General features: G+C 49.1%; 28 protein-coding genes. 13 read left to right on the forward strand and 15 right to left on the reverse strand.

All coding sequences use genetic code 11. The features are described from left to right. The first annotated feature begins 89 nt into the window (after positions 1-89). Entirely contained in the window at positions 90-911 is an 822-nt protein-coding gene (locus MARGE09_RS17410; RefSeq protein WP_236984110.1) for an FHA domain-containing protein, read from the forward strand. Positions 912-925: 14 nt separating this feature from the next. On the opposite strand, the gene MARGE09_RS17415 is transcribed toward MARGE09_RS17410, so the two are convergent. The 4 genes from MARGE09_RS17415 to nudE form a co-directional block, all read right to left on the reverse strand. Next, entirely contained in the window at positions 926-1,822 is an 897-nt protein-coding gene (locus MARGE09_RS17415; RefSeq protein ID WP_236984112.1) for a general secretion pathway protein GspB, read from the reverse strand. Between the two features lie 2 nt (positions 1,823-1,824). After that, positions 1,825-3,456 carry an ExeA family protein gene (locus tag MARGE09_RS17420; RefSeq protein WP_236984114.1) on the reverse strand — a complete coding sequence of 544 codons (1,632 nt, stop codon included), beginning with the start codon at positions 3,454-3,456 and terminating at the stop codon, positions 1,825-1,827. Positions 3,457-3,728: 272 nt separating this feature from the next. Next, entirely contained in the window at positions 3,729-3,971 is a 243-nt protein-coding gene (locus tag MARGE09_RS17425; protein WP_236984116.1) for a hypothetical protein, read from the reverse strand. A 320-nt stretch (positions 3,972-4,291) separates the two neighbouring features. Next, the gene (gene nudE, locus MARGE09_RS17430; RefSeq protein WP_236984118.1) at positions 4,292-4,834 is read right to left on the reverse strand and encodes an ADP compounds hydrolase NudE; all 543 of its coding nucleotides are present in this window, start codon (positions 4,832-4,834) and stop codon (positions 4,292-4,294) included. A 36-nt stretch (positions 4,835-4,870) separates the two neighbouring features. On the opposite strand from nudE, the gene yrfG reads away from it, so the two are divergent. The 5 genes from yrfG to ubiG all read left to right on the forward strand — a co-directional run bounded on the left by yrfG (position 4,871) and on the right by ubiG (position 9,318). Then, positions 4,871-5,593 carry a GMP/IMP nucleotidase gene (gene yrfG / locus MARGE09_RS17435; protein WP_236984126.1) on the forward strand — a complete coding sequence of 241 codons (723 nt, stop codon included), beginning with the start codon at positions 4,871-4,873 and terminating at the stop codon, positions 5,591-5,593. A 33-nt stretch (positions 5,594-5,626) separates the two neighbouring features. Further along, positions 5,627-6,022 (forward strand): ribosome-associated heat shock protein Hsp15, encoded by a 396-nt coding sequence (hslR, locus tag MARGE09_RS17440; RefSeq protein WP_236987406.1) that lies wholly within the window; start codon positions 5,627-5,629, stop codon positions 6,020-6,022. A 177-nt stretch (positions 6,023-6,199) separates the two neighbouring features. Then, complete coding sequence (gene hslO, locus MARGE09_RS17445) at positions 6,200-7,186, forward strand: Hsp33 family molecular chaperone HslO (RefSeq protein WP_236984128.1); 987 nt, start codon at positions 6,200-6,202, stop codon at positions 7,184-7,186. Between the two features lie 41 nt (positions 7,187-7,227). Continuing rightward, positions 7,228-8,571, forward strand: coding sequence for a TRZ/ATZ family hydrolase (locus MARGE09_RS17450; RefSeq protein WP_236984130.1), 1,344 nt, complete (start codon positions 7,228-7,230; stop codon positions 8,569-8,571). 18 nt (positions 8,572-8,589) lie between these two features. After that, positions 8,590-9,318, forward strand: coding sequence for a bifunctional 2-polyprenyl-6-hydroxyphenol methylase/3-demethylubiquinol 3-O-methyltransferase UbiG (gene ubiG / locus MARGE09_RS17455; RefSeq protein WP_236984132.1), 729 nt, complete (start codon positions 8,590-8,592; stop codon positions 9,316-9,318). A 7-nt stretch (positions 9,319-9,325) separates the two neighbouring features. Here ubiG and MARGE09_RS17460 read toward each other — a convergent pair whose 3' ends face one another. Both MARGE09_RS17460 and MARGE09_RS17465 read right to left on the reverse strand, forming a co-directional pair. After that, positions 9,326-10,513 (reverse strand): HipA domain-containing protein, encoded by a 1,188-nt coding sequence (locus MARGE09_RS17460; protein ID WP_236984134.1) that lies wholly within the window; start codon positions 10,511-10,513, stop codon positions 9,326-9,328. Then, positions 10,510-10,842, reverse strand: a complete 333-nt coding sequence (locus MARGE09_RS17465) for a helix-turn-helix domain-containing protein (protein ID WP_236984136.1) — start codon at positions 10,840-10,842, stop codon at positions 10,510-10,512. The genes MARGE09_RS17460 and MARGE09_RS17465 overlap by 4 nt, the downstream gene beginning before the upstream one ends. Positions 10,843-11,318: 476 nt before the next feature. On the opposite strand from MARGE09_RS17465, the gene MARGE09_RS17470 reads away from it, so the two are divergent. The 3 genes from MARGE09_RS17470 (at position 11,319) to MARGE09_RS17480 (ending at position 13,949) form a co-directional block, all read left to right on the forward strand. Beyond that, the gene (locus MARGE09_RS17470; protein WP_236984138.1) at positions 11,319-12,326 is read left to right on the forward strand and encodes an AraC family transcriptional regulator; all 1,008 of its coding nucleotides are present in this window, start codon (positions 11,319-11,321) and stop codon (positions 12,324-12,326) included. Between the two features lie 170 nt (positions 12,327-12,496). Continuing rightward, complete coding sequence (locus MARGE09_RS17475) at positions 12,497-13,465, forward strand: SAM-dependent methyltransferase (RefSeq protein WP_236984140.1); 969 nt, start codon at positions 12,497-12,499, stop codon at positions 13,463-13,465. A gap of 40 nt (positions 13,466-13,505) precedes the next feature. Beyond that, positions 13,506-13,949, forward strand: a complete 444-nt coding sequence (locus tag MARGE09_RS17480; RefSeq protein WP_236984142.1) for a hypothetical protein — start codon at positions 13,506-13,508, stop codon at positions 13,947-13,949. Positions 13,950-14,112: 163 nt separating this feature from the next. Here the strand turns inward: MARGE09_RS17480 and MARGE09_RS17485 are convergent, their stop codons facing one another. Continuing rightward, complete coding sequence (locus MARGE09_RS17485) at positions 14,113-14,520, reverse strand: DUF3127 domain-containing protein (protein WP_236984144.1); 408 nt, start codon at positions 14,518-14,520, stop codon at positions 14,113-14,115. 196 nt (positions 14,521-14,716) lie between these two features. On the opposite strand from MARGE09_RS17485, the gene MARGE09_RS17490 reads away from it, so the two are divergent. Next, complete coding sequence (locus MARGE09_RS17490) at positions 14,717-15,646, forward strand: hypothetical protein (RefSeq protein ID WP_236984146.1); 930 nt, start codon at positions 14,717-14,719, stop codon at positions 15,644-15,646. 124 nt (positions 15,647-15,770) lie between these two features. Here the strand turns inward: MARGE09_RS17490 and MARGE09_RS17495 are convergent, their stop codons facing one another. Then, a complete protein-coding gene (locus MARGE09_RS17495) occupies positions 15,771-16,265 on the reverse strand; it encodes a DUF2489 domain-containing protein (RefSeq protein ID WP_236984148.1) in 495 nt (164 codons plus the stop codon). A gap of 126 nt (positions 16,266-16,391) precedes the next feature. Here MARGE09_RS17495 and murI point away from each other — a divergent pair, with 126 nt between their 5' ends. The 3 genes from murI to arsJ all read left to right on the forward strand — a co-directional run bounded on the left by murI (position 16,392) and on the right by arsJ (position 19,538). Further along, entirely contained in the window at positions 16,392-17,240 is an 849-nt protein-coding gene (murI, locus tag MARGE09_RS17500) for a glutamate racemase (RefSeq protein WP_236984149.1), read from the forward strand. 74 nt (positions 17,241-17,314) lie between these two features. Then, the gene (locus tag MARGE09_RS17505; protein WP_236984151.1) at positions 17,315-18,322 is read left to right on the forward strand and encodes an ArsJ-associated glyceraldehyde-3-phosphate dehydrogenase; all 1,008 of its coding nucleotides are present in this window, start codon (positions 17,315-17,317) and stop codon (positions 18,320-18,322) included. Position 18,323: 1 nt separating this feature from the next. Continuing rightward, positions 18,324-19,538, forward strand: a complete 1,215-nt coding sequence (gene arsJ / locus MARGE09_RS17510) for an organoarsenical effux MFS transporter ArsJ (protein ID WP_236984159.1) — start codon at positions 18,324-18,326, stop codon at positions 19,536-19,538. A gap of 9 nt (positions 19,539-19,547) precedes the next feature. Here arsJ and MARGE09_RS17515 read toward each other — a convergent pair whose 3' ends face one another. The 7 genes from MARGE09_RS17515 to MARGE09_RS17545 all read right to left on the reverse strand — a co-directional run bounded on the left by MARGE09_RS17515 (position 19,548) and on the right by MARGE09_RS17545 (position 25,653). Next, on the reverse strand, positions 19,548-19,952 hold the full coding sequence (locus tag MARGE09_RS17515) for a DUF2802 domain-containing protein (protein WP_236984161.1): 405 nt from the start codon (positions 19,950-19,952) through the stop codon (positions 19,548-19,550). Positions 19,953-19,970: 18 nt separating this feature from the next. Then, positions 19,971-20,456 carry a chemotaxis protein CheW gene (locus MARGE09_RS17520; RefSeq protein ID WP_236984163.1) on the reverse strand — a complete coding sequence of 162 codons (486 nt, stop codon included), beginning with the start codon at positions 20,454-20,456 and terminating at the stop codon, positions 19,971-19,973. A gap of 122 nt (positions 20,457-20,578) precedes the next feature. Then, the gene (locus MARGE09_RS17525) at positions 20,579-21,862 is read right to left on the reverse strand and encodes a chemotaxis protein CheW (RefSeq protein WP_236984165.1); all 1,284 of its coding nucleotides are present in this window, start codon (positions 21,860-21,862) and stop codon (positions 20,579-20,581) included. A gap of 97 nt (positions 21,863-21,959) precedes the next feature. Continuing rightward, a complete protein-coding gene (locus tag MARGE09_RS17530; RefSeq protein WP_420828074.1) occupies positions 21,960-22,781 on the reverse strand; it encodes a ParA family protein in 822 nt (273 codons plus the stop codon). 91 nt (positions 22,782-22,872) lie between these two features. Next, complete coding sequence (locus tag MARGE09_RS17535) at positions 22,873-23,721, reverse strand: OmpA/MotB family protein (RefSeq protein WP_236984167.1); 849 nt, start codon at positions 23,719-23,721, stop codon at positions 22,873-22,875. Beyond that, positions 23,718-24,458: a flagellar motor protein gene (locus MARGE09_RS17540; protein ID WP_236984169.1), complete on the reverse strand. Its 741-nt coding sequence runs from the start codon at positions 24,456-24,458 to the stop codon at positions 23,718-23,720. Before MARGE09_RS17540 ends, MARGE09_RS17535 begins: the two co-directional genes overlap by 4 nt. 1 nt (position 24,459) lies before the next feature. Next, positions 24,460-25,653 carry a protein-glutamate methylesterase/protein-glutamine glutaminase gene (locus tag MARGE09_RS17545; RefSeq protein ID WP_236984171.1) on the reverse strand — a complete coding sequence of 398 codons (1,194 nt, stop codon included), beginning with the start codon at positions 25,651-25,653 and terminating at the stop codon, positions 24,460-24,462. Positions 25,654-25,713 lie beyond the last annotated feature (60 nt).

The following is a 25,713-nucleotide window of genomic DNA, read 5'->3' on the forward strand; positions in this document are numbered from 1 at the left end:
CACAGACAGCCATTAATTTCACACTGCATAGGCTCTTTATATTTGCCTCAATGAAGCTGTATACTTTGGCCGCTTAAATAGGGGTGAGAATGCTCAAGTTACGATTCAACGACAACCGACAAGACCCAGTGTGGGTAGTAGAGAAAAACTTTACTATCGGCAGTGCCGACGACAATAGTCTTGTCATTAATGATGCATCCGTAAGTCCGCAGCATGCGAAGCTAACCGGTGCGCGGCAAACATTTGTCTTAAAAGATCTCGGAAGCGCCGAAGGCACTTCCGTTAATGGTAGTGCTATTAACCAACACGCTGTAGCCTGCCACGACGTTTTAAAATTTGGCGATGTTGAAATCACCATTGTTGACCCAGCCAGTGAAGCCCAAGATTATGAGTGGTCTCTCATTGCTAACTCACGCTTTTTATCTGGCCAAGAATTTCCTTTGCGCATGGGCGAATCGGGCTCGGTAGTTATCGGCCGCGGCAAGCGTTGCGATATCGCCTTCCCTGGAACACACCTTTCGAAAGAGCACGCACGCTTTACCATTAGCCCCGAAGGGTTACATGTTGTTGACCTAGATACCGACAACGGTATTTTTGTAAACGACGAACGCGTAGAAGAAGCGGTCTTGCGCGCAGGCGATAAAGTTAGGCTGGATGTATACAGCTTTCGAGTTTTTGGCCCCGGCATTGATTTACCGCGCTCAGCTACGGCTAAACCCGCCGTCTCAGCACCCACCCCACGGGATGATGAACCTACCGTTATCCCAAAGCAGTGGGTTACCCGGCCAACATCGCCTGGCAACCGCAGCGAAATGGAAGAAGAAACACGTAAACCTCCAGTGCTGATATACGCTTTTAGCGCACTTATGATTGCACTGCTTATCGGCTTGTCGGCTTACGTTTTTCTGTAAGCCCAAGCAAAGATTTAGTCCATTTTCACCCAGCTACTGAGCGCCGCTAAACGAAAGGGTTTGTTCAGATAGCTGAGTATCAAGTCTTCTTCTGTAATGGCCTCTACGACCAAGCTTGTAGCAATCTCCTCACCTTTACGATACGTTTTACCATTCAAAATCACCGCGCTCGCCTTGGCAGAAAATATATGGTTGTGATACATCAACGTAGGAATACGGTTTTGAAAACTTTCAGGTAATTGGTGCAAATACGGCAGCTTGGCATAAGGATCTATTGCCGGTGGTGTAAGGGCAGCCCCTTCCGCTTGTGATTGTTCCCACAATGCTTGCAGCTCTTGATCATCAACCAATGGATTCACCGGTTTTTTCGGGCTAGCTTGCGCCGTTTTACGCGGGGCGCTAGCTTTTTCGCTTTGATATAAACCATCCACAACGTCACGCTTTGGCGCCGTTACCCCTGTATCGCCCACCTGCCCATAAATAGCAGCCACTTCCGCGGAAATAGCCGGCTCGCGACGATCGCTAGGTGCGTTTCCTCCTCGCGGGCTATTATCCTCTGTGCGCAGGCCTTTAATACGCGCATTTAGCCCAGTTGCTACTGCCGGTGGCGCAACAGCCTCCACAACGGCTATGGGCTCGGGCTTTGGTTTATCGGCAACTTCGGTAGTGGCTGTGCTGGCACTTACAACGCTGGCAGGGCCTCGCTCACCGCGCCCTTGCAGCAACAGTAACGCCAAACCGATAACCACCAACACCAATAAAGCCAAAATACTATAAAGCATCCAGCTGGCAATGCCGGCAACGGGTTTAGGCTTGCTTGGGGCAACATGATAGGTCGTTAAATTAGGCACAGGCTCTTGATCGTCTCGCTGACGATCTGCTTTATTTAAAGCATCCAATATTAACGACATACTTAGTGTTCCATTGCCGATAAGGGCTCATTCACGGGCGTCATCGCGCGCAGCGGCACTTCGCGCCCAAGGGCTTCACCAAGGCGTAACAATGTTTGCAGCCCAGCTAAGCCGTCATCCTCAAGGCGATAACTGCGTTGAAAAAGCTTAACGCGGCGTTCAAGCATTTTATTGAAGCTACTTTTAGCTAAGGGCGTGCGCTGCTCATCAAGCTTGGCAAACTCCCCGGCTAACCAGTCTACAAGCGGACCAGACGAACCCAGGCCAATCGCTTTTTCGAAGTTTTCTGGCCGCTGCCACATAATCACATATTCGCCGGTCCATAAGGCGCCCAGCTCATCAAGGCTTGCTTCTACCTGTTCGCCATCAATTAGCGTCGTTGCGGTATTGTCGTTAATGGCAATCACAGTCACAAAAGCCGCATGCCGAGATGGCGTATTCAACGACAGCACAGCCGGCCGGTTTGTCTCTAGGAAGTCATTCCATGTTCTGGCTTCTAGCGTTTCACAATGCAAACCTTTTTTGCTGGCCAACCAACAAGGGTAAACAGAAGACCCCTCGGACTCACCCAAGTAATCTAGCAATTGCCCTAAGGCTTGATCTTGGTTGCGCACCCATGCGCGAGCAGACGCAGGCTTTTCCGGCTCTGGAGCAATAGCCACAGTGGCCACGACAGGCTCTACCACGGGTTCAACGGGTTTGTCGTCGTGGGTAACTAACAACCAAATCAACGTGGATACCACCAAAGAAACCAACACCGCCGAACCGCCATAAATAAGAGGGTGTGACAACGCTGGGGTTCGTTTGAATGCACGCTCTCTAGGGTCGCCCAGCACTTCTTCAGTGGCTTGCTGGCATATGGTTTTATCAACTTCGGTAGACTCTTGAGTAAAAGCACCCAGCAGCATGCGATCGCACAATATATTGATTAAACGCGGAATACCGCCACTAATGGCATGTACTTTTTTTACCACATTCGCAGGGAATGGATCCCGCCCTGGCGGCATACCGGCCACACTCAACCGGTGCCGAATATAAGCGCCCGTCTCTTCAACTGTAAGTGGGCGCAGGTGGTAACGCGCCGTAATACGCTGCGATAACTGCCGCAAGGCAGGCTTAGCCAGCAGCTCGTTTAATTCTGGCTGACCGACCAAAATAATTTGTAGCATTTTTTGAGTATTGCTTTCGAGATTGGTCAGCAAGCGTATTTGCTCAAGTGTTGAGATGCGCAATAGCTGCGCCTCATCAATTAATACAATGCTATTGCGGCCATTGCTGTGGTTGCGCAATAAAAAGTCGTAGAGTTTGTCGGTTAAAATCTTGATGCTCGTTTCATCAACATCGTAGCTAACCCCAAACTCATCACAAATGCTGCACATTAAATCGCGAGCACTCGCGGCGGGATTCATCACCATTGCCACATCGGCATTAGCCGGTAATTGCTCTAATAAGCAGCGTATGGTGGTGGTTTTGCCCGTGCCCACCTCCCCGGTTAACATCACAAAGCCGCCACTATTAACACCATAAAGCAGGTGCGCCAAAGCTTCGCGGTGCTGAGCACTCATGTACATATAACGGGGATTAACCGCAATAGAAAACGCTTGTTCTTCGATACCAAAATAACTGTGGTACATAACCTAATTCATCACTTGGTTGCTTTAATGTTGGTAGCGTATGCCACATCACGCTGCGACATCTAAAAACACGGAAAGGCGAAACTCGCCAGAACGGCGGCGATGATAGCGTGAATATTGAGGTCGAAGCAAAAAAGCAGAGGCCAAAAACACAAAAGCGTTCCATTCATTAACGCTACTTGACGAAAGAATGGAACGCTTTTGTTATTAAATAAGGGGGTTTTGCGCTTAAAACATACCGAAAATACCGTATTACAAGAGGGCTAGATCCGCTAGTCCTCATCCCAGAGCAAGCCATCGAGCATACGCTTACGGCTCAATATCATGTCTTCATAGGTTTGCAGCGTATTGTAATCGATCATGTCGTTGCGGGTCCGCAGACGAAATAACTGCCCTTCAAGCGAGGTAATTTCACGTGCCAATTGCTGTTTAAGCAATCGAGAATCGTTCAAGTTTGCCCCTAAAGCCGCCATCGACGACGAATTCTGCACTGCACTTGCTGATAAGTAACGCATTAAAGCCTCTATTTATTACCGCGTATGGTCGCCACAGTTACATAACTGTAATGCTTGACGACCCCATATTTGCGCTTATTTTTTGTTTTATGCATACCCTAATCAAGGTACGCCAGCTTTACTGGGGCAACCTCGTAGTCACCCTCACAATTAAGTTAAACCATCATAGCTAAAAACATACTAAAGCATGAGATTTTTATGTGGCATGCAACGACTTAGGCGCCAGCTTTTTCAAACAACGGTTTGCCTGCTCAATATTAATACACCCTGTATTTTTTATAGCCACATCAAACATCATAATAAATACTGAGCGCAAGCGTTCAAACGCTTCGCAGTAGCTCACGCACCATATAAAGTGCAGCGATTGTTCTGGCTTCGGTAACATCAGCGCGCGCAATAAGCTCTGCAAGGCTATCCAGCGAATGTATCTCGACCTCTAATGGCTCGGGCTCGTCGCCGGCGAGCCGGCTAGGCGTTAAGCCCTGCGCCAATACAATTTGCGTGGTGTGCTGCATATAGCTTGGCGACTGCGACATCAACTTAAGCTTTGTTAAGCGCGTGGCGGCATAACCCGCCTCTTCTTGTAATTCGCGATTAGCGGCCTCCTCGAAGGTTTCACCGGCATCCACTTTGCCCTTAGGCAAGGTTAGCTCGTAACGCTCTACACCAGCGCCATATTCACGCACCATCACAACGCGGTTATCAGGCAAAACGGGCACAATTAACACCGCGGCATGGCTTCCCATTAAGCGCTCGTAATCACGAACCTCACCGTTACTAAACCTTAGCTGCAAGGCTTCGGCTTTAAACAAACGGCTTTGGCACGCCGTTTCACGCTTTAATATTTCTGGGGGGGTAGGCATACTAACTCCGACTGATTAATGGTTTGCTAAAGCCCTATGACTGATTTACCCATTACAACACCAGTGCCAGAATCGCCCGACGCCCATTGTCCACTGGACTGGAGCGCTATTGATACTGTGCTACTGGATATGGACGGCACTTTGCTGGATTTGCACTTCGACAATTACTTTTGGCTTGAACACTTACCCAAAAGATACGCAGAGCATCATAAACTTGATTACAGCCAAGCTCGAGAAAAACTGCACACGCAAATTAAAGCCTACGAAGGCACGCTGCAGTGGTATTGTTTGGATCACTGGTCTGAGCTGGTTCAAATGGATATCCCCTCACTTAAGCGGGAAATAAAACAAAAAATAAAAGTACGGCCGCACACCGAGCACTTTTTAAGCTTTTTAAAAGCGCAAAAGAAAAAGGTCATTTTGGTGACCAATGCTCACCGCAGCGGTTTGGAAATTAAGCTGGAAGTGACCAAAATCGATCAACACTTAGATGTTGTGGTGTCATCTCACGATTATCAAATACCCAAAGAAGCGCCAGAGTTTTGGCTGCAGTTGCACGCCAGCGAGCGCTTTAACCCAGCCCGCACACTTTTTGTTGACGACACGCCACGCATTGTCGCAAAGGCACGAGAATTTGGCATTGCCCACTTAGTGTGTATCACCCATCCAGATTCCCAACAAGAACCCCGCCCAGCGTGCGACCAAGACTTTGTGTACATCGAAGACTTTGACAAAATAATTCCAACCACAGCCACATAAACCACAACACTGCAAACTATGACAACAACCGAACTGACCCGCGTACGCATTGATAAATGGCTATGGGCGGCCCGCTTTTATAAAACCCGCAGCTTAGCCAAGCAGGCCATCGACGGTGGAAAAGTCCATGTGGACGGTGCTCGCGTAAAACCCAGCAAAGACCTCCAATTAGATATGCGGCTAACCATTACGCAAGGCCATGTACAAAAAACGGTTTTAGTCACGGGGCTATCCGAACAGCGCCGCGGCGCACCAGAAGCCGCGCTGCTATACACCGAAACCGAAGAAAGCCAAGCCAAGCGCGAACAACTCGCCTTAGAACGCAAAGCCGCAGGTTTAGGCATAAGCCACCACGATACCAAACCCAATAAAAAGCAGCGCCGGCAAATTCACCGGTTTATCAATGTGAATAGCGTGCAAGACGAATAAAAACGAAAAACACAAGCCACCGCTTTATCACCCATTAAAGCGTGGCTAAAACTCACCACCTAGCGCAGCCACGCATGATAAAATTCGGCCATTACGCATTTTGCGCACAAAACTGAATACGTCTATAAAATTCGACGTTTAAGCAAGCTAATACCCGCTGGAAACAACTGACCCAATATGACCACACAAAAGCCCGACGCCGATCTAACCGCTTGTGCCGCAAGCACGCAAAACACTTCAGACGATTCCATCACCCGCTTTTATTTTGACGATTGCGATATGCGTGGCGAGATGGTGACACTGAAAAAGAGTGTTCAAGCGGCTACCGAGCACCAACATTTACCCGCTAACGCACAAGCATTGCTGGCCGAATTTTTAAGCGGCGCCGCTTTGCTAGCGGGCATATTAAAATTTGAAGGCTTGCTAACATTGCAAATTCGCGGTGATGGTTTAGTACCCATGATTATGGCCGAAGCCACCCACGAGCGAAGCTTGCGCGGCATCGTAAAGCTCGCCCAACAAGAACATAACGATGGCGCCATAGTGACAAACGCCGATATAGAAGGTAAACCGCTGCGCGAGTTGGTTGGCAACGGTGTGCTCACCCTTACCATCGACCCGATTAAAGGGCAACGCTACCAAGGGATTGTGCCGCTAGAAGGCGATACCATTGCCGATTGCCTAAGCCATTACTTTACTCAATCCGAGCAACTTCCCACCAAACTGTGGTTATTTAGTGACGAGAACAGCGCCGGCGGCTTATTTTTGCAAAGCTTGCCTGCCGTAAGCCGACAAGCCGAATACCGTGATAATTCGGGCATTGAGCCTGCCGAGCGAGCCGCAAACGACTGGCAAACACTCGTCACCCTAGTCAACACACTAACGACCGAAGAAAGCTTAAACCTATCGCACGAAACGCAACTTACGCGCTTATTTCATGAATTTACCTTACGCACCGCAAGCAATGTACCGGCACAGTTTGCCTGTAGCTGCTCGCAAGAGCGCAGCGAAAATGCCATAGCCGCCATCGGCAAGCTTGATGCTTACGCGCTACTCAAAGAACAAGCAACCATCGCGATTGATTGCCAGTTTTGCGGCCAAAACTACCAGCTTGGCGGCGAAGATCTAGATCGCATTTTTGCCAGCAACGACCAACTGCACTAAGCCCATAAGCTGAGTACACCCATTTAACACAAGAGCTTTGTATGCCAGCAACTACCGATAATAACGTCGAGCTAATCATTAGCGCCCAGTGGATACTGCCCATGACAGGCGACCCACGCACTGCCGCGTTGCAAAACTGCAGCCTGATTATCGACCAAGGTAAAATCCTCGCTATCGAGCCTAGCGCTCAAGCAAAAGCGAAGTACACCGCCGCAGAACATGTAGAGCTTGGCGAGCACGTGATTATGCCTGGCTTAATCAACGCCCACGGCCACGCCGCAATGACCCTGTTGCGCGGCTATGCCGACGACCTTCCGCTAATGCGCTGGCTAGAAGACCATATTTGGCCCGCCGAAGCCCAATGGGTTGACGAGCAATTTGTTATCGATGGTACCGAGCTTGCGGTGGCCGAAATGCTAAAAGGCGGCACCACCTGCTTTAGCGATATGTACTTTTACCCAGAAGCCGCTGCCGAAGTGGCACGCACAAGTGGTATTCGCGCACAAATTACCTTCCCCGTTTTAGACTTCCCAACACCCTGGGCACAAGGCCCAGACGAAGCCATTACCAAAGGCATTGCCCTGCACGATAGTTACCGCGCCATCGAGCGCATAACCATTGGTTTTGGCCCCCATGCGCCCTACACCGTTTGCAATGAAGTTTTCGAACGCATTGCCGTGCTAAGCGCCGAGCTGCAAGCCCCTATTCAGCTACACCTACACGAAACCCAAGGCGAAGTAGACGATGCCATAGCCTCACATGGCGAGCGCCCCATAGACCGCATGCAACAGCTCGGCATACTGACACCGCGCACACAGTGCGTGCACATGACAGCACTCAACGACAGCGATATTAATATCACCGCCTTAAATGGCGCCAGCGTTATTCACTGCCCCGAATCCAACCTAAAATTAGCCAGCGGCCTATGCCCTACGCAGGCGCTGCTTGATGCCGGCATTACCGTGGCGTTAGGCACCGATGGCGCCGCCAGCAATAACGATTTAGACATGTTCGGCGAAATGCAAACCGCAGCGCTAACTGGCAAAATTACTGCCAACAATGCCGAAGCTATTTCGGCCTATGATGCACTCACAATGGCCACACTAAATGGCGCCAAAGCACTGGGCATCGATCACCTAACAGGCAGCCTAGAAGCTGGCAAAATGGCCGATGTTATTGCCATATCACTCGATGAGATCACCAGCTTGCCAACCTTCAACTTGGCATCACTACTGGTTTATACCAACCAAAGCCGCAACGTCACCGACGTATGGGTGGACGGCAAGCGCCTGTTACGCAATAAACTGCTTACAACGCTTAACGAAACCGACATCAAGCGCAATACATTGGCTTGGCAACAAAAAATGGCCAAGCCCAAAAACTAATTTTAGAAGGATAGCCAAATGACCGCAGCAACGGCACAACACACCGAACACAACGCCAATGTCGACAATGCTGAAATCGCAAAATTTGAGCGCGCGGCAAATCGCTGGTGGGATGCCGAAGGGGAATTTAAACCGCTGCACCAAATGAACCCTGTGCGCGCGAATTTTATTGATCGCTGCGCCAAAGTCGCCGGTAAACAGCTATTAGATGTAGGCTGCGGTGGCGGCTTATTAAGTGAAGCCATGGCCCAGCGCGGCGCCCAAGTAACCGGCATAGATATGGGCGAAGCCCCGCTAGACGTTGCGCGCCTGCACGCAGGCCAAAGCGGTTTAAGCATTAATTACCAACAAACCACCGCAGAACAACACGCCGCTGATAATGCCGGCACCTTTGATATTGTCTGCAGCCTAGAAATGCTAGAGCACGTGCCCGACCCAGAAAGCGTTATTAACGCCTGCGCCACACTCACAAAGCCCGGCGGCGATGTCTTTTTCTCAACACTCAACCGCACCCCCCTCGCCTATCTAATTGCCGTATTCGGCGCCGAATATGTGGCGAACATTTTGCCGCGCGGCACACACGATTATAAAAAGTTTATTACCCCAGCAGAGCTATCCGGCGCATGCCGGCGGGCGGGTTTGCAGGTTAAGCAAATTACAGGCTTAGGCTACAACCCCATCACCCAACGCTTTAACGAATCAAAGCATGTCGCCATTAACTATATTGTGCATGCGCATAAACCATAGCGCAGCACTAAAACAGGCGGTGTGCGCGCTGTAAACGCTGCATGCTCTCGTGCGGCAGGCCGCCAGTTTTGGCAAACGTGGGCCATTGCTCAACGACTGCCACCACCTCATCAATAACTTGGCTCGCCTGTTTTTGCAGGCACTTAAAGCCTGCCGCCACCTTAAGCAAATCCTTACATTCCAAAACATCGGCTTTTGCTGGCGGTGGCCGCTTGGGTGTAAACCCAAACGCCGGCGCCAAAGTTACCTTGCCGGCCTCGTTCACTAAAAAGCCTAAATTCTCTAGCGGGCTACCACCATTACGGGTAAGCGCAGCAAAGACCATGCGGCGAAATAACAGCAACAACTGCTGCCTAGAGCAATGCCACTGCGCTGCAATAGTCAGCACGTGGCGGTATTCGGTGATTACAGACTTTTGACGAGCCTGCTCAATAGTTGGCCCCAGCAAATATTTAAACGGCATAAAATACTGAAACGCCTGCTGAGTAAAATCGTGCCTAGCCACAAGCAATGCGCTACTAGGTAGGCCTGATGATTCTAATAGCCGAGTAGGCACGCAGGTCAAACCTGCCGCCTGTGCCATCAGGTAATAACAATATTTTGTCCGACAACCATCAATGCCGCCCTGCGCATCACCCGAAACGCTTAAACACCAAGGCGTAAAGCCTGCCCCTGGGCATAAAGCCGAAAAACTAAAATTGCTTTGCTCATCGACCCAAACGGAAATTTGCGCTGCGCCACCTTGCGCTTTTGAGGCTGCAAACATCAGCGCTTGCGCCTGCGATAGCACCGGATCAAAAGCTTCAGCAGCTACCTTTTTAGCGGCCGGCTCAATGCATTCAAGGCCTATAGCATTAGGCCATGCCGCCGACGAATGCCCTGTGGGCAACAGCGCCGGCAAATCAAAAATATCGCGCAATGCGGCATACACAATAGGCTGCGCCCTTGCGGCATTTAAAGCTTGCTCATGCGATGCACACGAATAAACACGCGACGCCAACGGCAGCTGCACTGGCGCCAACGAAAACCCTGTTTTAATCCAGCGCGGGGCATACTCAAACGCCCAGCACTGGCTGGCCGCTTCAAAGGACAATGCGCCAACCGTGCGCTTGCCGAAATTCACCTTCCATACCTTTGGGGCTGCAACTGCTAATGCAGCATCACTCAAAGCTGGCGGCTCTGCGGCAGGGATCATCGCGCAAAGCCTTCGGCATTACCGTCCGCAAAATATAACCCTTGCGCCAATGTGCCATGCGCACGCCGGCGCTGCTTGCCGGCATTGTTTAACAGCGCCATAGGGCTAAAGGGCTGTTGTGGTAAAAGATTATCTAGCCCGTCGCTTGCACCGAGCAACCTAAGCAACCCCACAAACACCTCCAACTTAACCTTGCCCTTGATGGCACTGCGGTAAGTCCCTTCAGAAATCCCCAGCTCTTGCGCCAACACCTGCTGCGGAATATTCGCTTGCAACCGCAACTGCTCAAGCCTTGCACCTAACGCTGCAGCCACTTCAATATCAACCACTAATCCCCCTCCCTACACAAACTTAAGCCACAGTTTTTTAAGGCTTAGAATAAAAAAATGCCCGTAACCCACAACTTTTTAGGCATTATTTAATTCAGCCTAGCTTAAAAAAACGGGCAAGCCGAAAAAACATCACTTCAACCACCAATAAAGCAATAAAGCAAAGCCGATTACAGCGATGATTGAAGGCGAAGAAATGACGTTATGAGGGAAAAGAAAACAAGATCGGTGCAGTGAAAGGCTTCAAGAATACAGTGAGAATACAATGCTGCACCCAGTAGAATTTGCACTTTTCTCACCTAGGCTATACGCATGACACACCTTGAACTACGAATACTTCACTTAATTCTTGCATGGCTAATACCTTGTGGTTTGGTATCATTTTGAAATAGTAAGGAAGGCACGCGCCCTCGTTTTGTATGCCCGTATTGCGTGTTTCACCCTTGTCGCCCAACAGCCCTAAATGGATTCCCCCCATGCTCTCACTCCTTAGCCAATGGTCTATCGGCTTCAATATCATCACCTGCCTACTGCTTTGGTGTACATACCAATGGGTTTGCGAGGCCTTTGAAAAGAGCGCGCTCTCGCGGTTGGCTTGTAGCGCTATGCTGGGCAGTATTGCTGTACTACAAGCCTGGCATGGCTGGGCGCTCGCAACGGGGAACAGCCTTTTTGAGTCGCGCGCTTACTCAGTCGTGCTTTACTGCTCCACAATCACCTTCTTTGCTTTTTACTCTACGTTAATCACACCGGATGCCAAGCTCGGTAAAAAGTACATAGCATTAGCCGCGCTTCCGCTTCTTGGTGCTGTGTTGCCTAGCCCTATTGCTATACCGCTGGCATTTTTTCTGGGAGGAGCGGCCGCACTGTGGTTGATTGTGCGCCTGCGCCCGCATAAAGGGCAGCGGCAAAATCTTGAGGTAGAACAGCTGGCACTTGCGGGCATTACAATCGCGGCATTAATTATTTTTATGGCTGCGGTTGTTGCCTCTTGGTGGGGCGAGCAGATCTACGTGATGACTTATGCCGCCATCAGTGCCTGCGTCTTTGCATCGCTGCTTTGGATGTTAATGCGCTACCCCGACTTACTGCAAAAAGCCGTGGAGTTAGTAGCCCAAAGCTATGCCAAATCCACACTGCAAAATGAGAATTGCGAGCATCTCGGCCAAAAAATTGAAGCCCTAATGATTGAGCAAGCGCTCTACAAAGATGACACGCTTAACCTTAGCAGGCTTGCCCAGGCATTATCGCTAAGCAACCATCAAACATCAGAATTAGTGAACACCCAATTCGGTATGAGCGTATCGCGCTACATTAGTTTGCACCGCCTAAATGCCGCCAAAAAAATGCTGCTCGCAGAACCTAACGCCTCCGTGTTATCGGTCGGTTTAAGTGTGGGGTTTAACTCCCAATCGACCTTTTATGCGGCCTTCAAAACAACCACCCACCAAACCCCAAGCCAATACCGAAAACAACATAGCTAACGCTTTTTTACATTCAAACACTCCCAGATTATCATCCAGAAAAAATATAACCCACTGTAATATATAGCTTTTTATTTTTTTAACGGTTTTTGGCTCGTCAATGATCAACTCGGAAGGTTTTGCCACTGGCTGCGCTTACACTGGCTTCAAATCTTGCATTGGAGGCCAACATGACTCACTTACATCTACCTAAATTTTTGCGCGTTAATAACCCCAGCGAACAAGCTTGGCGCCAGCCAAAAGAAACCCGCAATAAGCAACAAGCAGACACCAACACAGCACAGCAAAACGCTCAGCGCATCTCTAGTTACTATGCACAAACCAGTGACGGCTACCGGGATTGGAGCCAAAAACTCAATATGCACTTCGGCACTTACGAATGGGGTATCAACCCCTTCAATTTAGAAAGCATGCTGGAAAACACCAACCGCAAAGTCATTAATAGTTTGCAACTTAAAGGGTCGCGTAATCGCCTACTGGACATGGGCTGCGGCCTTGGCGGCACTATGCGTTTTGCCGCTCAATTGCCGGCCATTAAGCACATTACCGGCGTAACCATTGCTGCCAACCAAGTTAAAGAGGCGCAAGTGATCAGCGCTAAACAACCTCAACACCACAAGTTACATTATGTGCTTGCCAACTACCATCAAACAGGCCTACCCCACGAGAGCTTCGATGGCGCTTATGCCATAGAAAGCGCCTGCCACAGCAGCGAAAGCAACAAAGAAAGCTTAATTAACGAAGCCTATCGCCTGCTCAAACCAGGCAGCACATTAGCCCTATGCGATGGGTTTATTAAAACCACTGCACCAATGAATGCCATTACACACCTATGCTACCGGCAGACCTGTAAACACTGGGCGCTAGGCAACTTCCCCGAGCTTACAGCCACTATCAAGGCAATGGAAAGCTCAGGCTTTGAGGAAATTCACGTTCAAGACCTCAGCTGGCGAGTGCTGCCCTCCGCACTCTACATCCCGTGGATGGTATTGCGCTACGGCACTCAACTATTGCTGCAAGCCGACCGCAACCCAGAGCACTGGCATCACTTATTAGCGCCTGCGTGGGGGCTTGCCCTTGCATGCAACCGTATGCGTTTTGGCTATTACTGCGTTAGCGCCAAAAAACCTCAAACTTAGCGGTAACCATCTATCACCCAATAAATAATAAGGAGACACCATGAAAGCTTTTTTCACCTTCGCCCTACTTGGGCCACTAGCTGGCGGTGGCACCCTCGCACTGCTCACCTTTCCATTTATCGCGCTAGAGGGCGGAGCCAAAGCTGCCGCCAGCATGGGCATGCTATTTATAGTCTTCTCCCCCATTGTGGGTATCATCCCAGCGGTAACCACTTTTATCGTTGTACACACCCAACGCGGAGCGCGACAAGGGAAAGTACTACAACGGTTCTCGGCCATGCTGGGCTTCATCACAACTGCTGCATTATTTATCTTGGTTTCAGGGCTGAGCACACTTGCAGAAATCAACTCTGCCACAGCCCTCATACTCAATACTCGGCTTATAACAGATCTGCTTACTGTTATCGCAGGCGGCGCGATGTTTGGGGTGCTTGGCATAGTGCCAGGTTATATCTGTGCGAGGGTTGGGTATGCAATACGGTAAGATAAAAAAACTAGAGGGTAGACACTGCCCCTGTTCAAATGGCTACATGCTCAAGGGGCTGCACTTTTAATTTGTTGTTTGTCATTTGTCGCTTGTAAAACTTGAAAGCCCCTAGCGTAGGGGCTTTCAAGTCAAAACCTTACATTTTAACTAATGGTAATCGTTAGAAAGGAATATCATCATCAAACGCCGTGCTGTTAAAAGCGCTAGTAGTAGGCGCAGGAGCAAAAGCCTCCTCTGCCGCCGGCTGCGCAACTGCAGGCGAAGCCCCTACGGCCTCGATTCTCCAGGCCTGCAAACTGGTAAAGCACTTCTCTGGCTTACCACCACCGGACCACAAACGACCCGAAAGGCTGAACGACACCTTAAGCTCATCCCCCTCTTTGTAGCCGTCGATAAGGGCGCATTTGTCTTTGATTAATTCCAAGGCAATGTGGTTGGGGTACGCGCTGTTCTCATCATCGCCTGTAAGCTTAATAACAAACTCTCTTTTGGTAAAACCGTTATTACCGTACTCGGTGGTTTCCCCAATGGAGTGAATGAGCCCTTGAATTTCAAACGTTTTCGACATGCTGCTGCCCGCTAATAATTGTGAGTTGCGAACTTTACCATCTTCATACGCATAAGGAAGAGCAAGCCCTCATGCTTGCGCAAAATTAACGCGCAGAGGGCTAGTGCTGTGCAAACAAAATGAGTAAGCGGCTACAGGTGTTAGCGGAAAAATGTAATACTTCAAAATAACATTTTTTCTTTAAGGGAATACAGTAATGCATAAAATTGGAGCAACGCTACTGGTCAGCGCCAGACTAAGCGCATGCAGCTCGGACGAGGCGCAACCACCCTCAGAGACACCTCAACAAAGCTGGCGGCTAGTTGCAGCCGATTGGTGGCTGTTGCGTGGCCCTTATGGTATGCAAATTAGTACAAAATATAGAACTACTTTGTTTGAATATGATGAAAGCGATGAGATTTCGCACATATCTTCAATTAACCTCGAACCCACCATCGACAATAGCGCCGCGCCTACAGAAACGTCTGAAGAGAATTTATTGTCGTTTAATAGCTACCGTTTTTTTAATACCAGTAGTTCCAACTGGGATATTGTTGAGCACACGCTAGTGCAAGCCACGCAGGAAACACAACCAGACAGTGAATCGCGATTTATGACACTGTACACATTTCAATCTTGGGGCGACACTTCGAGTTTGAGCAGATTAACACTCGGTGATTGGGGTGGTGTGAACGAACAGTTAGACCCCAATTTCCCAGAGCCATCTGACTTTGATACGGTCGATAGTGACAGTGACTTCCCCAACTTTTCCGCTATGTTACCCACAACACAGCGGCACTACGATAATGGCAAAGTTAGTCAGGTTTTATATTTTGACTCCCACGATGAGAAGCCCTTTTACCGACAGTCTATTAATTACGAAAAAAATCTCCTATCGAATATTCAACAGGCCCGACGAGTTGATTTTGGCAACGCTGAAAGCATTTGGGAAAACAGCGTAACCTATAGCTATATTTATCCAACAGCTGCAACGGTAATGGTTGAAGTTACATTAGAAAACGCAATGGGGGAAATACAATCGTTTATGGCCAGCGCCACTTACGAGCAAGCTAATTGCGGGCCAATGACAAAAGAGCGTAGTCAGAAAATGGTTCCGCAACCTTTTGCATTCTGCATTACACGGTAGTACCTGCCGACCAAGCACAATGCACGCGCTCGACTTTTTCGATCTTTCTTATAGTGTTTCTGGGTACTCGTTTTGTGCCCAGAATTTAAAACAGTATGCTCCTGTTATAGCTCCCCCCCAAACACTAAGCCGAATAAAAAGTGGCCTCTACGATTTCGAAGCTCGCCAAGCTTTTAGCGGCATCGCGGGCAAAGTCTTTGTATTCATTTTCGGCGCGGTAGATGGCTTTTAAATGTGCGCGTTTTTCCTTAGCCGGCAAATCCTTCCAAGCTTGTAAAATGGGGATGTGTTTAATTTTGGCGTTTACCTCGTCAAACACGCGGTATGGCGCGCGTTGAGATTCCGTTAGGGAAAGGTAATCCATAAGGTTGCTAACGCGAATACTGGCTTCGCCTAACTCTACCTGCTCGGCCATGTAACTTTTGCCAATAATACGAAGGCTATTGATAGCGTCTTCACGATTTTTGCTGATTTTGGCTTCTTGCTCGGCCAATAACAAAGCATCGCGCTTTTTGCGCAAATGCAGTTGCCAATGTAAAAAGCCCGCCACGGCGACCAAAGCCAAAATAATAACTACGCCAACAATAAATAAAACGGACTGTAATGTACTTTCAAACATGTTTTTCAAACACCTTAAAACAACAAATAATTTTAGTTAGCTAAGCGGCGCGCCACTTTTACCTGCAAAACAGCATTAAAATTGTTACATTTGCCGGCTACCTACTTTGGATACCCCAACCGCACTATGCACATTGCCTTTTTTGACTCAGGCCTTGGCGGCTTGAGCATTGTACGAGAGCTGTTCGAACACCCCCAAGCGCAAGGGCTTGGGGTTACGCAATGCAGCTACATTGCCGATACTGCCCAGTTCCCCTATGGCGATAAAGACGATGCTTGGTTGAGTGATCGTATTGTGCAGGTTATAGCTGCCAGCATAAATGCCATAAAGCCCGATTTGGTTGTGGTGGCCTGCAATACCGCCAGCACCCTGGCACTGGGCCCGCTGCGCGAGCACTTTGCCATTCCATTTGTTGGCGTTGTACCCGCTATAAAACCCGCGGCGCAGCAATCGCAAAGCCATGTCGTTGGCATTCTGGCAACACCCGCAACCGTGGCGCGCGATTATACCGCACAACTGATCGCGAATTATGCGCAAGACACAAGTGTTCACTTATACGGCGCCGCAGCCTTGGTGGCTCAGGCCGAAAACAAACTGTTGGGCAACGCCGTAGACCAACACACAATAACCCGTGCCCTGCATGCTTTATTGGCACTGGATGCCACCCAAACCCTCGACACCGTTGTACTAGCTTGCACCCACTTCCCGTTACTTCGCGAAGAACTTACCGCTGCCGCGCCCTACCCCATTCAATGGGTAGATTCAGGTGAGGCTATAGCACGCCGGGTTATGCAACTGTGCGAAGGCGCTAAAGCCGCGCCGCTTTCAAGCGTAAACACACCGCTGCAATTAATTACAACTGGCGGCGAACTGGCCGAGCATTATGAACGCTTAAGGTTTAAAATTGGCCCCCAGCAAGGCACATACACGTTTGCCAGCCATAATGTTTTAGCTTTTAGCGATAGCTGTAAATAGCCACCAAAATGTCATAACAGACATTCACACTAGCCAACACAAAGACTTGAACATTCGACCAAAAGAACTGATTTATGACGATTAAAATAGGTATTAACGGCTTTGGCCGCATTGGGCGCTTAGTATTGCGCGCCGCTTTCGACTGGCCCGAAGTGAGCTTTGTACGCATTAACGATGTAGCAGGCAGCGCAGCAACACTGGCCCACTTGCTCAATTACGACTCTGTTCACGGCAAATGGCAGCACGAAGCCAATGCCACCGACGGCGAGATAACGGTAGGCCAGCACCGCATTCGCTGCTCTCAAAATGCCGCCATCAACGATACCGATTGGTCAGATTGCGATTTAGTGATTGAAGCCAGCGGCGTAATGCGACAAAAAAGCCTACTAGAAGCCTATACCAAACAAGGCGTTAAGCGCGTTGTTGTTACCGCCCCGGTTAAAGAAGAAGGCATTTTGAACGCGGTAATGGGCGTAAACCACACATTATTTAACCCTGCAGAGCACGCCATTGTAACGGCGGCCTCTTGTACTACAAACTGTTTGGCCCCTGTGGTTAAAGTGATTCACGAAAAGCTTGGTATTGTGCATGGCTCCATGACTACCATTCACGACCTCACCAATACCCAAACAATTATTGATGCCCCTCATAAAGATCTGCGCCGCGCTCGCGCGTGCGGCATGAGCTTAATTCCTACAACTACGGGTTCGGCCACAGCCATTACCGAAATTTTCCCAGAGCTTAAAGGCCGGTTAAATGGCCACGCCGTGCGCGTACCGCTGGCTAACGCCTCGCTGACCGATTGCGTTTTCGAGCTTGCCAAAGCCACCACCGTAGAAACCGTCAATGCACTTTTTGCCGAGGCCGCCCAAGGCGAATTAAAAGACATTTTAGGTTACGAAGAAAAACCATTAGTCAGCATTGATTACCGCACCGACCCGCGTTCGGTGATTGTTGATGCGTTATCGACAATGGTCATTAACGACACCCAATTAAAACTGTACTTGTGGTACGACAACGAATGGGGCTATGCCAACCGCACAGCCGAATTAGCGCGCTTTGTTGGCCTGCACGACCAATAAAATGTCGATAATTCCTTCCCTTAAGCTATCGGCGTTACAACAATATGGCGTAATTACCGCCAACTATTGGAGCTTTACCTTAACCGATGGTGCTTTGCGCATGCTGGTGGTGCTGTACTTCCACCAGCTAGGTTATGGCGCGCTGGATATTGCCCTGTTATTTTTGTTTTACGAGTTTTTTGGCGTTGTTACCAATTTAGTGGGCGGCTGGTTAGGGGCGCGTATTGGCCTAAATAACACCATGAATATCGGCATCGCATTGCAGCTAATAGCATTAACCATGCTATTAGCACCCACGCATTGGCTTAACATTCCGTGGGTGATGGCCGCTCAGGCGTTGTCGGGCATTGCCAAAGATCTAAATAAAATGAGCGCCAAAAGTGCCATCAAACAACTGGTGCCCCACAAAGCACAAGGCAAATTATTTAAGTGGGTGGCCATTCTTACGGGATCAAAAAATGCATTAAAAGGGCTAGGCTTTTTTATTGGTGCATTGTTGCTAAGCCTTTGGGGCTTTAGTGGCGCTATTGTAGCCATGATTATTTTATTAGCCGGCACATTGTTTAGCAGCTTGCTATTGCTGAATAAAAACCTTGGCCAAAGCCAACAAAAAGCGAAGTTTACGCAACTGTTGTCTAAATCACCGGCAATTAATGCTTTATCGCTTTCGCGGTTATTTTTATTTGCCTCGCGGGACGTTTGGTTTGTCGTTGCCCTACCTGTATTTTTAAGCCACTACTGGTCCTGGAGCCCAGCCATGGTAGGTGGCTTTTTTGCCGCTTGGGTTATTGCCTATGGCTTTATACAAACACTAACGCCCACAATAATTCGCAAACGCCTACCCGATGGCAAACTTAGCGCCCAATGGGCTTTTGCCTTAGCGGTAATACCGGCAGCCCTTACGCTACTCATTAGCCAAGCCAGTGCCAATGATGCGCTTTTTAGCGTAGTGTTTATTTTGGGGTTATTTGTTTTTGGTGCTGTCTTTGCGGTTAACTCGTCCATGCATTCGTATTTAATCGTGCGCTTAGCGACCCACGACGGCACCTCGTTAGATGTGGGTTTTTATTATATGGCCAATGCCGCTGGCCGCTTGCTAGGTACGGTTTTATCGGGGGCGGTATTTCAATGGTGGGGGCTAGAGGCTTGCCTGTGGGTTTCAAGTGGCTTTGTATTAATTGCAGCATTTGCTGCTGGCACAGTTAAAACGCAATAAGGGTTAAGCCTACGCTTCTGCGGGGTTTTCGGCAAAGCCTTGGGCACACAGCTTACGCATTAAATGGGCTTCTGAGCGCGAAATTCCACAAGTGGCGGCAATGGCTTCTTCATCGGCGCCCTCTTCCACCATTTGCGTGGCTTGCGTGTACGAAAAGGGTTGCTCGACGACGGGCTCTGGCTGAGGAGCTTCGATTAAAGATTTGAACCGGCGCTCTAGCCGTAACATGCGCTGCCCCATGCCATAGCTACCTTGCAACGCAAGGTGTTGATCTTTTTTTAACACTGCCAGCTCTTCGCGCAGCTGTGCGCAATCTTGCGCGATTGTTTTTAAGCGGCGGCGCAGCCAAAGCCAAATACCGCTAAAGCCAATAATGGCAACGGCAATAATAATTAGACTTTGCACTGCGTTCACGTTAGTACTCCAAGGACGTTAAAAGCCGCCTATTGCAGCCCACTCTTCGTCCGTAATTAGTTTATCCAATTCGATGAGTATGAGTAACTCGTTGTTTTTATGGCAAACACCCTGAATAAATTTCGCGCTTTCTTCGTTGCCGACATTAGGCGCAGTTTCTATTTCGGACTGCCGTAAATACACAACTTCGGCCACACTATCGACCAATATGCCCACTACGTTTTTTTCGGCTTCAATAATAACGATGCGAGTATTATCTGTTAGCTCGCCAGGCGTTAAACCAAAGCGATTGCGCGTATCAATAACGGTAACCACATTGCCGCGTAAATTAATAATGCCAATAACATAATGCGGCGCCCCTGGCACTGGCGCGATCTCGGTATAACGCAATACTTCTTGAACCTGCATTACATTGACGCCGTAGGTTTCCCCGGCTAGGTGAAAAGTCACCCACTGCAATACGGGATCTTCACTGATTTTTGAATTTGTTAGTTGCGTCGCCATGTACCACATCCTCGAGCAAAGAAGCTGTCAATATTAAATCGTTACTCCTTCAACTATAGACGACAGCAGCATCTGTGCCAGTCGCCATAACACAACTTGAGCATTGTTTTTGCGGCAGGAAATTAGCGCGAAAGGAGCTTTAACAAAGCGGGGGTATCAACCAATACACACATATGCTGCTTAATAGCGCCGGCCAACCACGGGCTTGCGGCACTGAGCGGGCGCCACTGCACATCGGTAGTGCCAATGGTTACGGGGTTAGCCACGCTATCGACTGCAAACGCCCACTGGCTATCGGCTATTGATAAAAGGTGTATATCTTCGTCGGTATTCAAGCGGTTGGGTCTATCGGGCGTAAAAAAAGCCCCCGCATCAATGACTTTTAATTGACCTTGCGTCAAAGGTTTAACGCCAATGACCCAAGGCGGCAAACCCGGCACTTGGTTTAGTGGCGCGTTTTGCAAATAAATATGCCCCAAAGCGATAAGAGGGATCGCCAAGGTAACCCCACGCGCACTAAACAATAAAACATCAAACCGCGATTGACCCCAATCGGGCAATTGTTGTATCCAGTGCTCGCGATAATTAGGCACTGCAGGTGCTGTTAATGCTGAATCTTTGGGCTCGCTGGCTTGCGGTACTTGATGCGTGGTATTGAGTGGCGCAACAGCCTTATCGGGTAGCTCTTCAGGCAGCTTATTATCAACTATTGCCGCCACCTCTTCGCGTGGCACTGCCGGCGGTATTACTGGGGCAGCAATTACTGCAGGCGCTTCTGGCTCAATCGGTACAGTTTTGGGCGCAAGTTCAATGTTGGGAGCTAGCTCAATGCTGGGTGCCAGTGCCCTATCAGGCGCCGGTTCAACATTGGGCACACTTTCGCCGAGTGGCTCTGGCGCGATAAGCAGCTTTTGGTCGAGCAGTTTTTGCAGCCCTTTTTTTTGCTCGTCACTTAAGGGCACATCGCTTGGTATTTGCTCTGCCGTTATGCGTACAATTGGTTCGGCATGGGCTTGTTGCGGCGCAGCTAAAGGCTTAGGTGGGCTTACAGGGTTATTAGCAGGGCTGCGATTTTCCCATTCTTCAAAAGAAGGCTGTGCAGGTACGGGCTGGGTTGTTGCCGGTGCTGGTGTAGGTGCTGCTTGTTCTGGTGTAGATGTTTGTGGCGATGCTTGTACCTGTTTTGGCTGTTCTGGTTTTGCTTCTACTGCTTTTGGCTCGATGGCTACTACAGCCGCCGGCTGGCTGTTTTGAGCTGCTGCGCTTTGATCTTCGTCAGCGTTATTGTCGCCCTCCTCTAAAGTATCCGTGCCTAAAAACAGGCTCGACATATAATCCTGCAGCGCATCGTCCCCCAAGGGGGCGGCAGCTAGATTGTTATCGTTTTCTGGCGGCGGTATGGGCATAAGCTTATACATCTCGCATTATGATGAAATGAAGCGATCGGTCGCAGCATTGCTAGCAGTATAGTTGGCACTGGCCCAAGTAAGCGGGCAGTCGTCGCTAATTTGCTGTTTTTTGCGATTCGCCGCCGGTAAGCACTCGATGGTCAATCAACTGCCGATAAAGCTGTTGGTAACATGCCACTGCAGCACTTGAAGGCGCAAATAAATGAGGCGGCACGCCGGCTTTGCTGGCATCGCGCACCCGCGTATCGATAACGACCTTACCCTGCCATACCTGATCACCATATTCGTTACGCAACACCCGCAAACTTTGTACGCCAGCTTGCGTACGGCGATCAAACATCGTGGGCACAATAACGTAAGGCAACGGTTTAGGGCGCGAGCGGGCCAGCATTTTTAGCGTGTGCAGCATGCGCTCTAGGCCTTTAATGGCTAGGTGCTCTGTTTGCACAGGAATAATCAGCTGATGGCAGGCAGCCAAAGCATTAATCATTAAAACCCCTAATACTGGCGGGCAATCGAGTACGACTAAGTCGTAGTCTTCTTTTACCTGCGCCATCGCTTTTGATATCACCATGCCTAAGCCTTCACAGGCATGCATTTGCCGCTCTAGGGTGGCTAAAGCGGTTGCCGCCGGCAATAATTGCAGGGTTTTTAAGGGTGTAACGCGCACCAGCCCATGCACTAATTCGCTATTGAGCTGGTCTTTTTTTTCGAACAAGGTATAGCTGCTTTTGTGGGTATAGTCCGGTTCTTGCCGAAAATACATACTTAACGAACCATGCGGATCGAGGTCCACCATCAGTACTCGCTTGCCCTCACTGGCCGCAATGCCCGCTAGTGCAACGGTGGTCGAGGTTTTACCTACACCTCCTTTTTGATTTGCTACCGTCCAGATTTCCATCTGCGCCCTACCCATTTCACGCCATTATTCAGACTTATTCATAAAGCCCAAACAAGTTTAATGCCAATACAAAAAAAGCTATGAGGGTAATAAGAATTAGAAGAGTTTATTCTTCGCCGCCAGTAAATTTGAGGCCGCCATTGGCCTTGCGCGCGGGGTCTATGCCTTTTGTTTTTAAACGTTCGGCTAATGTATTTATTTTTTGTGTTGTTGCTTCTAGATTTTTGCTTAGCGCAATAGACGCCGTTGCAGCTTGTGGCGCTGCGGTTTGTGACGCAGGGGCTTTAGGCGCTGAGTTACCGGCATTAACCGGCGCGATATACAAAGGTTTATTTTCTACTTTAATAACAACACGACGATTTTTTTGCCTGCCCGCAACGGTCGAGTTATCGGCTACCGGTGAGTATTCACCAAAACCTACGGCTCGAAAGCGCGTCCCTTGTATAGCGTGATTAAGCGTTAAATAATTTACAATAGCTACGGCTCTAGCGCTTGATAAAGCCCAATTATTGGCATATTGCGCAGTATTAATCGGTTGGTTATCGGTGTGACCTTCTATTTCTACTACGCCCTCGGTTGTTGCTAGCCAATCGGCTAAGGCATCGAGTTGTTGTTTGGCCGACGTTTTTAAATCGGCGCTGCCACTGGCAAATACGGTTTCACTCGCGACCTCTAAGTACAACCACTCCCCTTGTGCCTCCACTTCAAATTCGGTATCGATTAATAATGGTATATCACCCGAGGTTAACGCAGGCGTTACTGGGCCATTAGATTCAGGTGCTTTAGTGCTGGAAAACTTTTCTTGTAAGGCTGTGATAACTTCGGCTTTTTTATCGGCCTCCATCGAGGCAACAGCGTACATAACAATAAAAAAACCCAACAATAATGTCAGTAAATCGGCATAACTTATTTGCCAGCGATCTGGGCCTGTTAATTGTTGCTGGCGGGAACTCATAACAAATAGCCACTTAATTTGGCTTCTATGTTTTTAGGGTTTTCGCCATCGGCGATAGCAATCATGCCGTCAACAAGTAACTTTTGCCACACGGCTATGCGATCGACATGCGCACGCAATTTATTGGCAATAGGCAAACAAAACAAATTCGCCAGCGCCACACCATAAAGGGTGGCCACAAAAGCAATCGCCAATGCTGGGCCAAGCTCCTCTGGGTTGCCTATATGGCCCATTACATGAATCAAACCAATAACAGCACCAATAATACCTACCGTAGGCGCGTAACCGCCCATGGATTCAAAAAAGCCCGCGGCGCTTGTATCGTGCTGGCGTAAAAGCTCGATATCCTGCTCCAGAATACCTCTGATTTTTTCTGGCGGAACACCATCGACCAACATTTGAAGACCCTTTTTAATAAATGGGTCTTTTTCCGAACCGATAAGGTTGTCAAGCCCTAACAAACCGCGTTTGCGCGCAATATTGGACCATCCTACAATCTGCTTAATGGTTTTTTTTTGTTGGAATTTTGGCGGCGACAATACCCACTTAAAAATGTGAATCGCACGCAATAAGATATTTTTGGGTGTTTGAATAACAGCGGCCCCAATGGTACCGCCAAAAACAATCAGTGCAGCGGGGTAATTAATTAAAAGGTGCCATGCACCGCCTTCTAAATAATTGCCACCAATTAACGCTGCAAACGCAATAATAACCCCAAGTATGGTCAAGCCATCCATGTTAACTCCCCCGAATAAGTGCCGCCCCCATATCGCTTGGTGGCATAACATGATCGCTTAAACCCGCGTCTACCACCGCTTTAGGCATACCATAAACCACACAACTGGCTTGGTCTTGACTCCATAATGTGCCGCCTTTTTGTTTTAATATTTTGGCGCCTTCACAGCCATCAGCTCCCATGCCGGTAAGTACGATACCGTGTAGCTGCCGTTCAAAAACATTCGCTGCCGAAACAAAAGCAATATCAACAGAGGGCTTGTAGCTCATGCGATCATCGCCATCCATCAATTTGACACAACCTTTTTCTTTCGGGTCGATAATTAACTGTTTACCACCGGGTGCCACTAACACATGGCCAGGCTTTAGCCTGTCACCCGATACAGCTTCGCTCACCGAAAGCGCACACACGCGATTTAACCGCTCCGCTAATGCGCGGGTAAAATTGGGCGGCATATGCTGCACCACAATAATGGGCAACGGAAAGTTCACCGGTAATGCATCTAATACTTGATGAACCGCAACAGGCCCACCCGTAGAGGCACCAATAATTAATAATTTTGCTGCATTGGGGCGGCAAACCGCCCCTTTAGCCGATGGCGGAGCCGATACAATAGCGCCGCGCCCCTGCGCCCTAGCCTGTGATGCCCGTGCCGAGCTTGTAGGCTTAGCCGGCTCGGCTGGTTGCGCCGCTGCCGCGCTTTGAGCTGCACCATTTTGCGTTAAACCGCTGGAAACTGAAGCGCTTGGCGCGTTGGCCTCGGGCACTTTTGGGCTTGCCGGTGCCGACTGCTGTTTAAACTGTTTCGCAAAGGTTAAAAGGGTTTCATGCAAGTGACGCTTTAATCGCGATGAGTTTTGTGAAATTTCAGAAAAGTTTTTTGATATAAAATCGACGGCACCGGCTTCAAGCGCATCCAATGTAATGCGCGCGCCTTCGTAGGTTAACGACGAAAACATAACAATTGGCACTTTTTGGTTGGCCAATATTGCTTTAACTGCCGACACACCATCAAGCATCGGCATTTCGTAATCCATCGATATTACATCGGGCCGCAATTCATCGGCCATCTCTATGGCTTCTTGGCCATTTGTTGCAATGCCGATAACCTTGAGTTCTGGGTGCTCATTAATAATTTCTTTCAGACGATGCTGAAAGAAATTAGAATCATCCACAACCAAAACCGTATAAATCACATGCAACCCTACAATTATTCATTGCGGCAACCCGCTTTATTAAGGCACTTTATGGCAATT

The organism is Marinagarivorans cellulosilyticus (assembly GCF_021655555.1).
Taxonomy (GTDB): Bacteria; Pseudomonadota; Gammaproteobacteria; order Pseudomonadales; family Cellvibrionaceae; genus Marinagarivorans; species Marinagarivorans cellulosilyticus.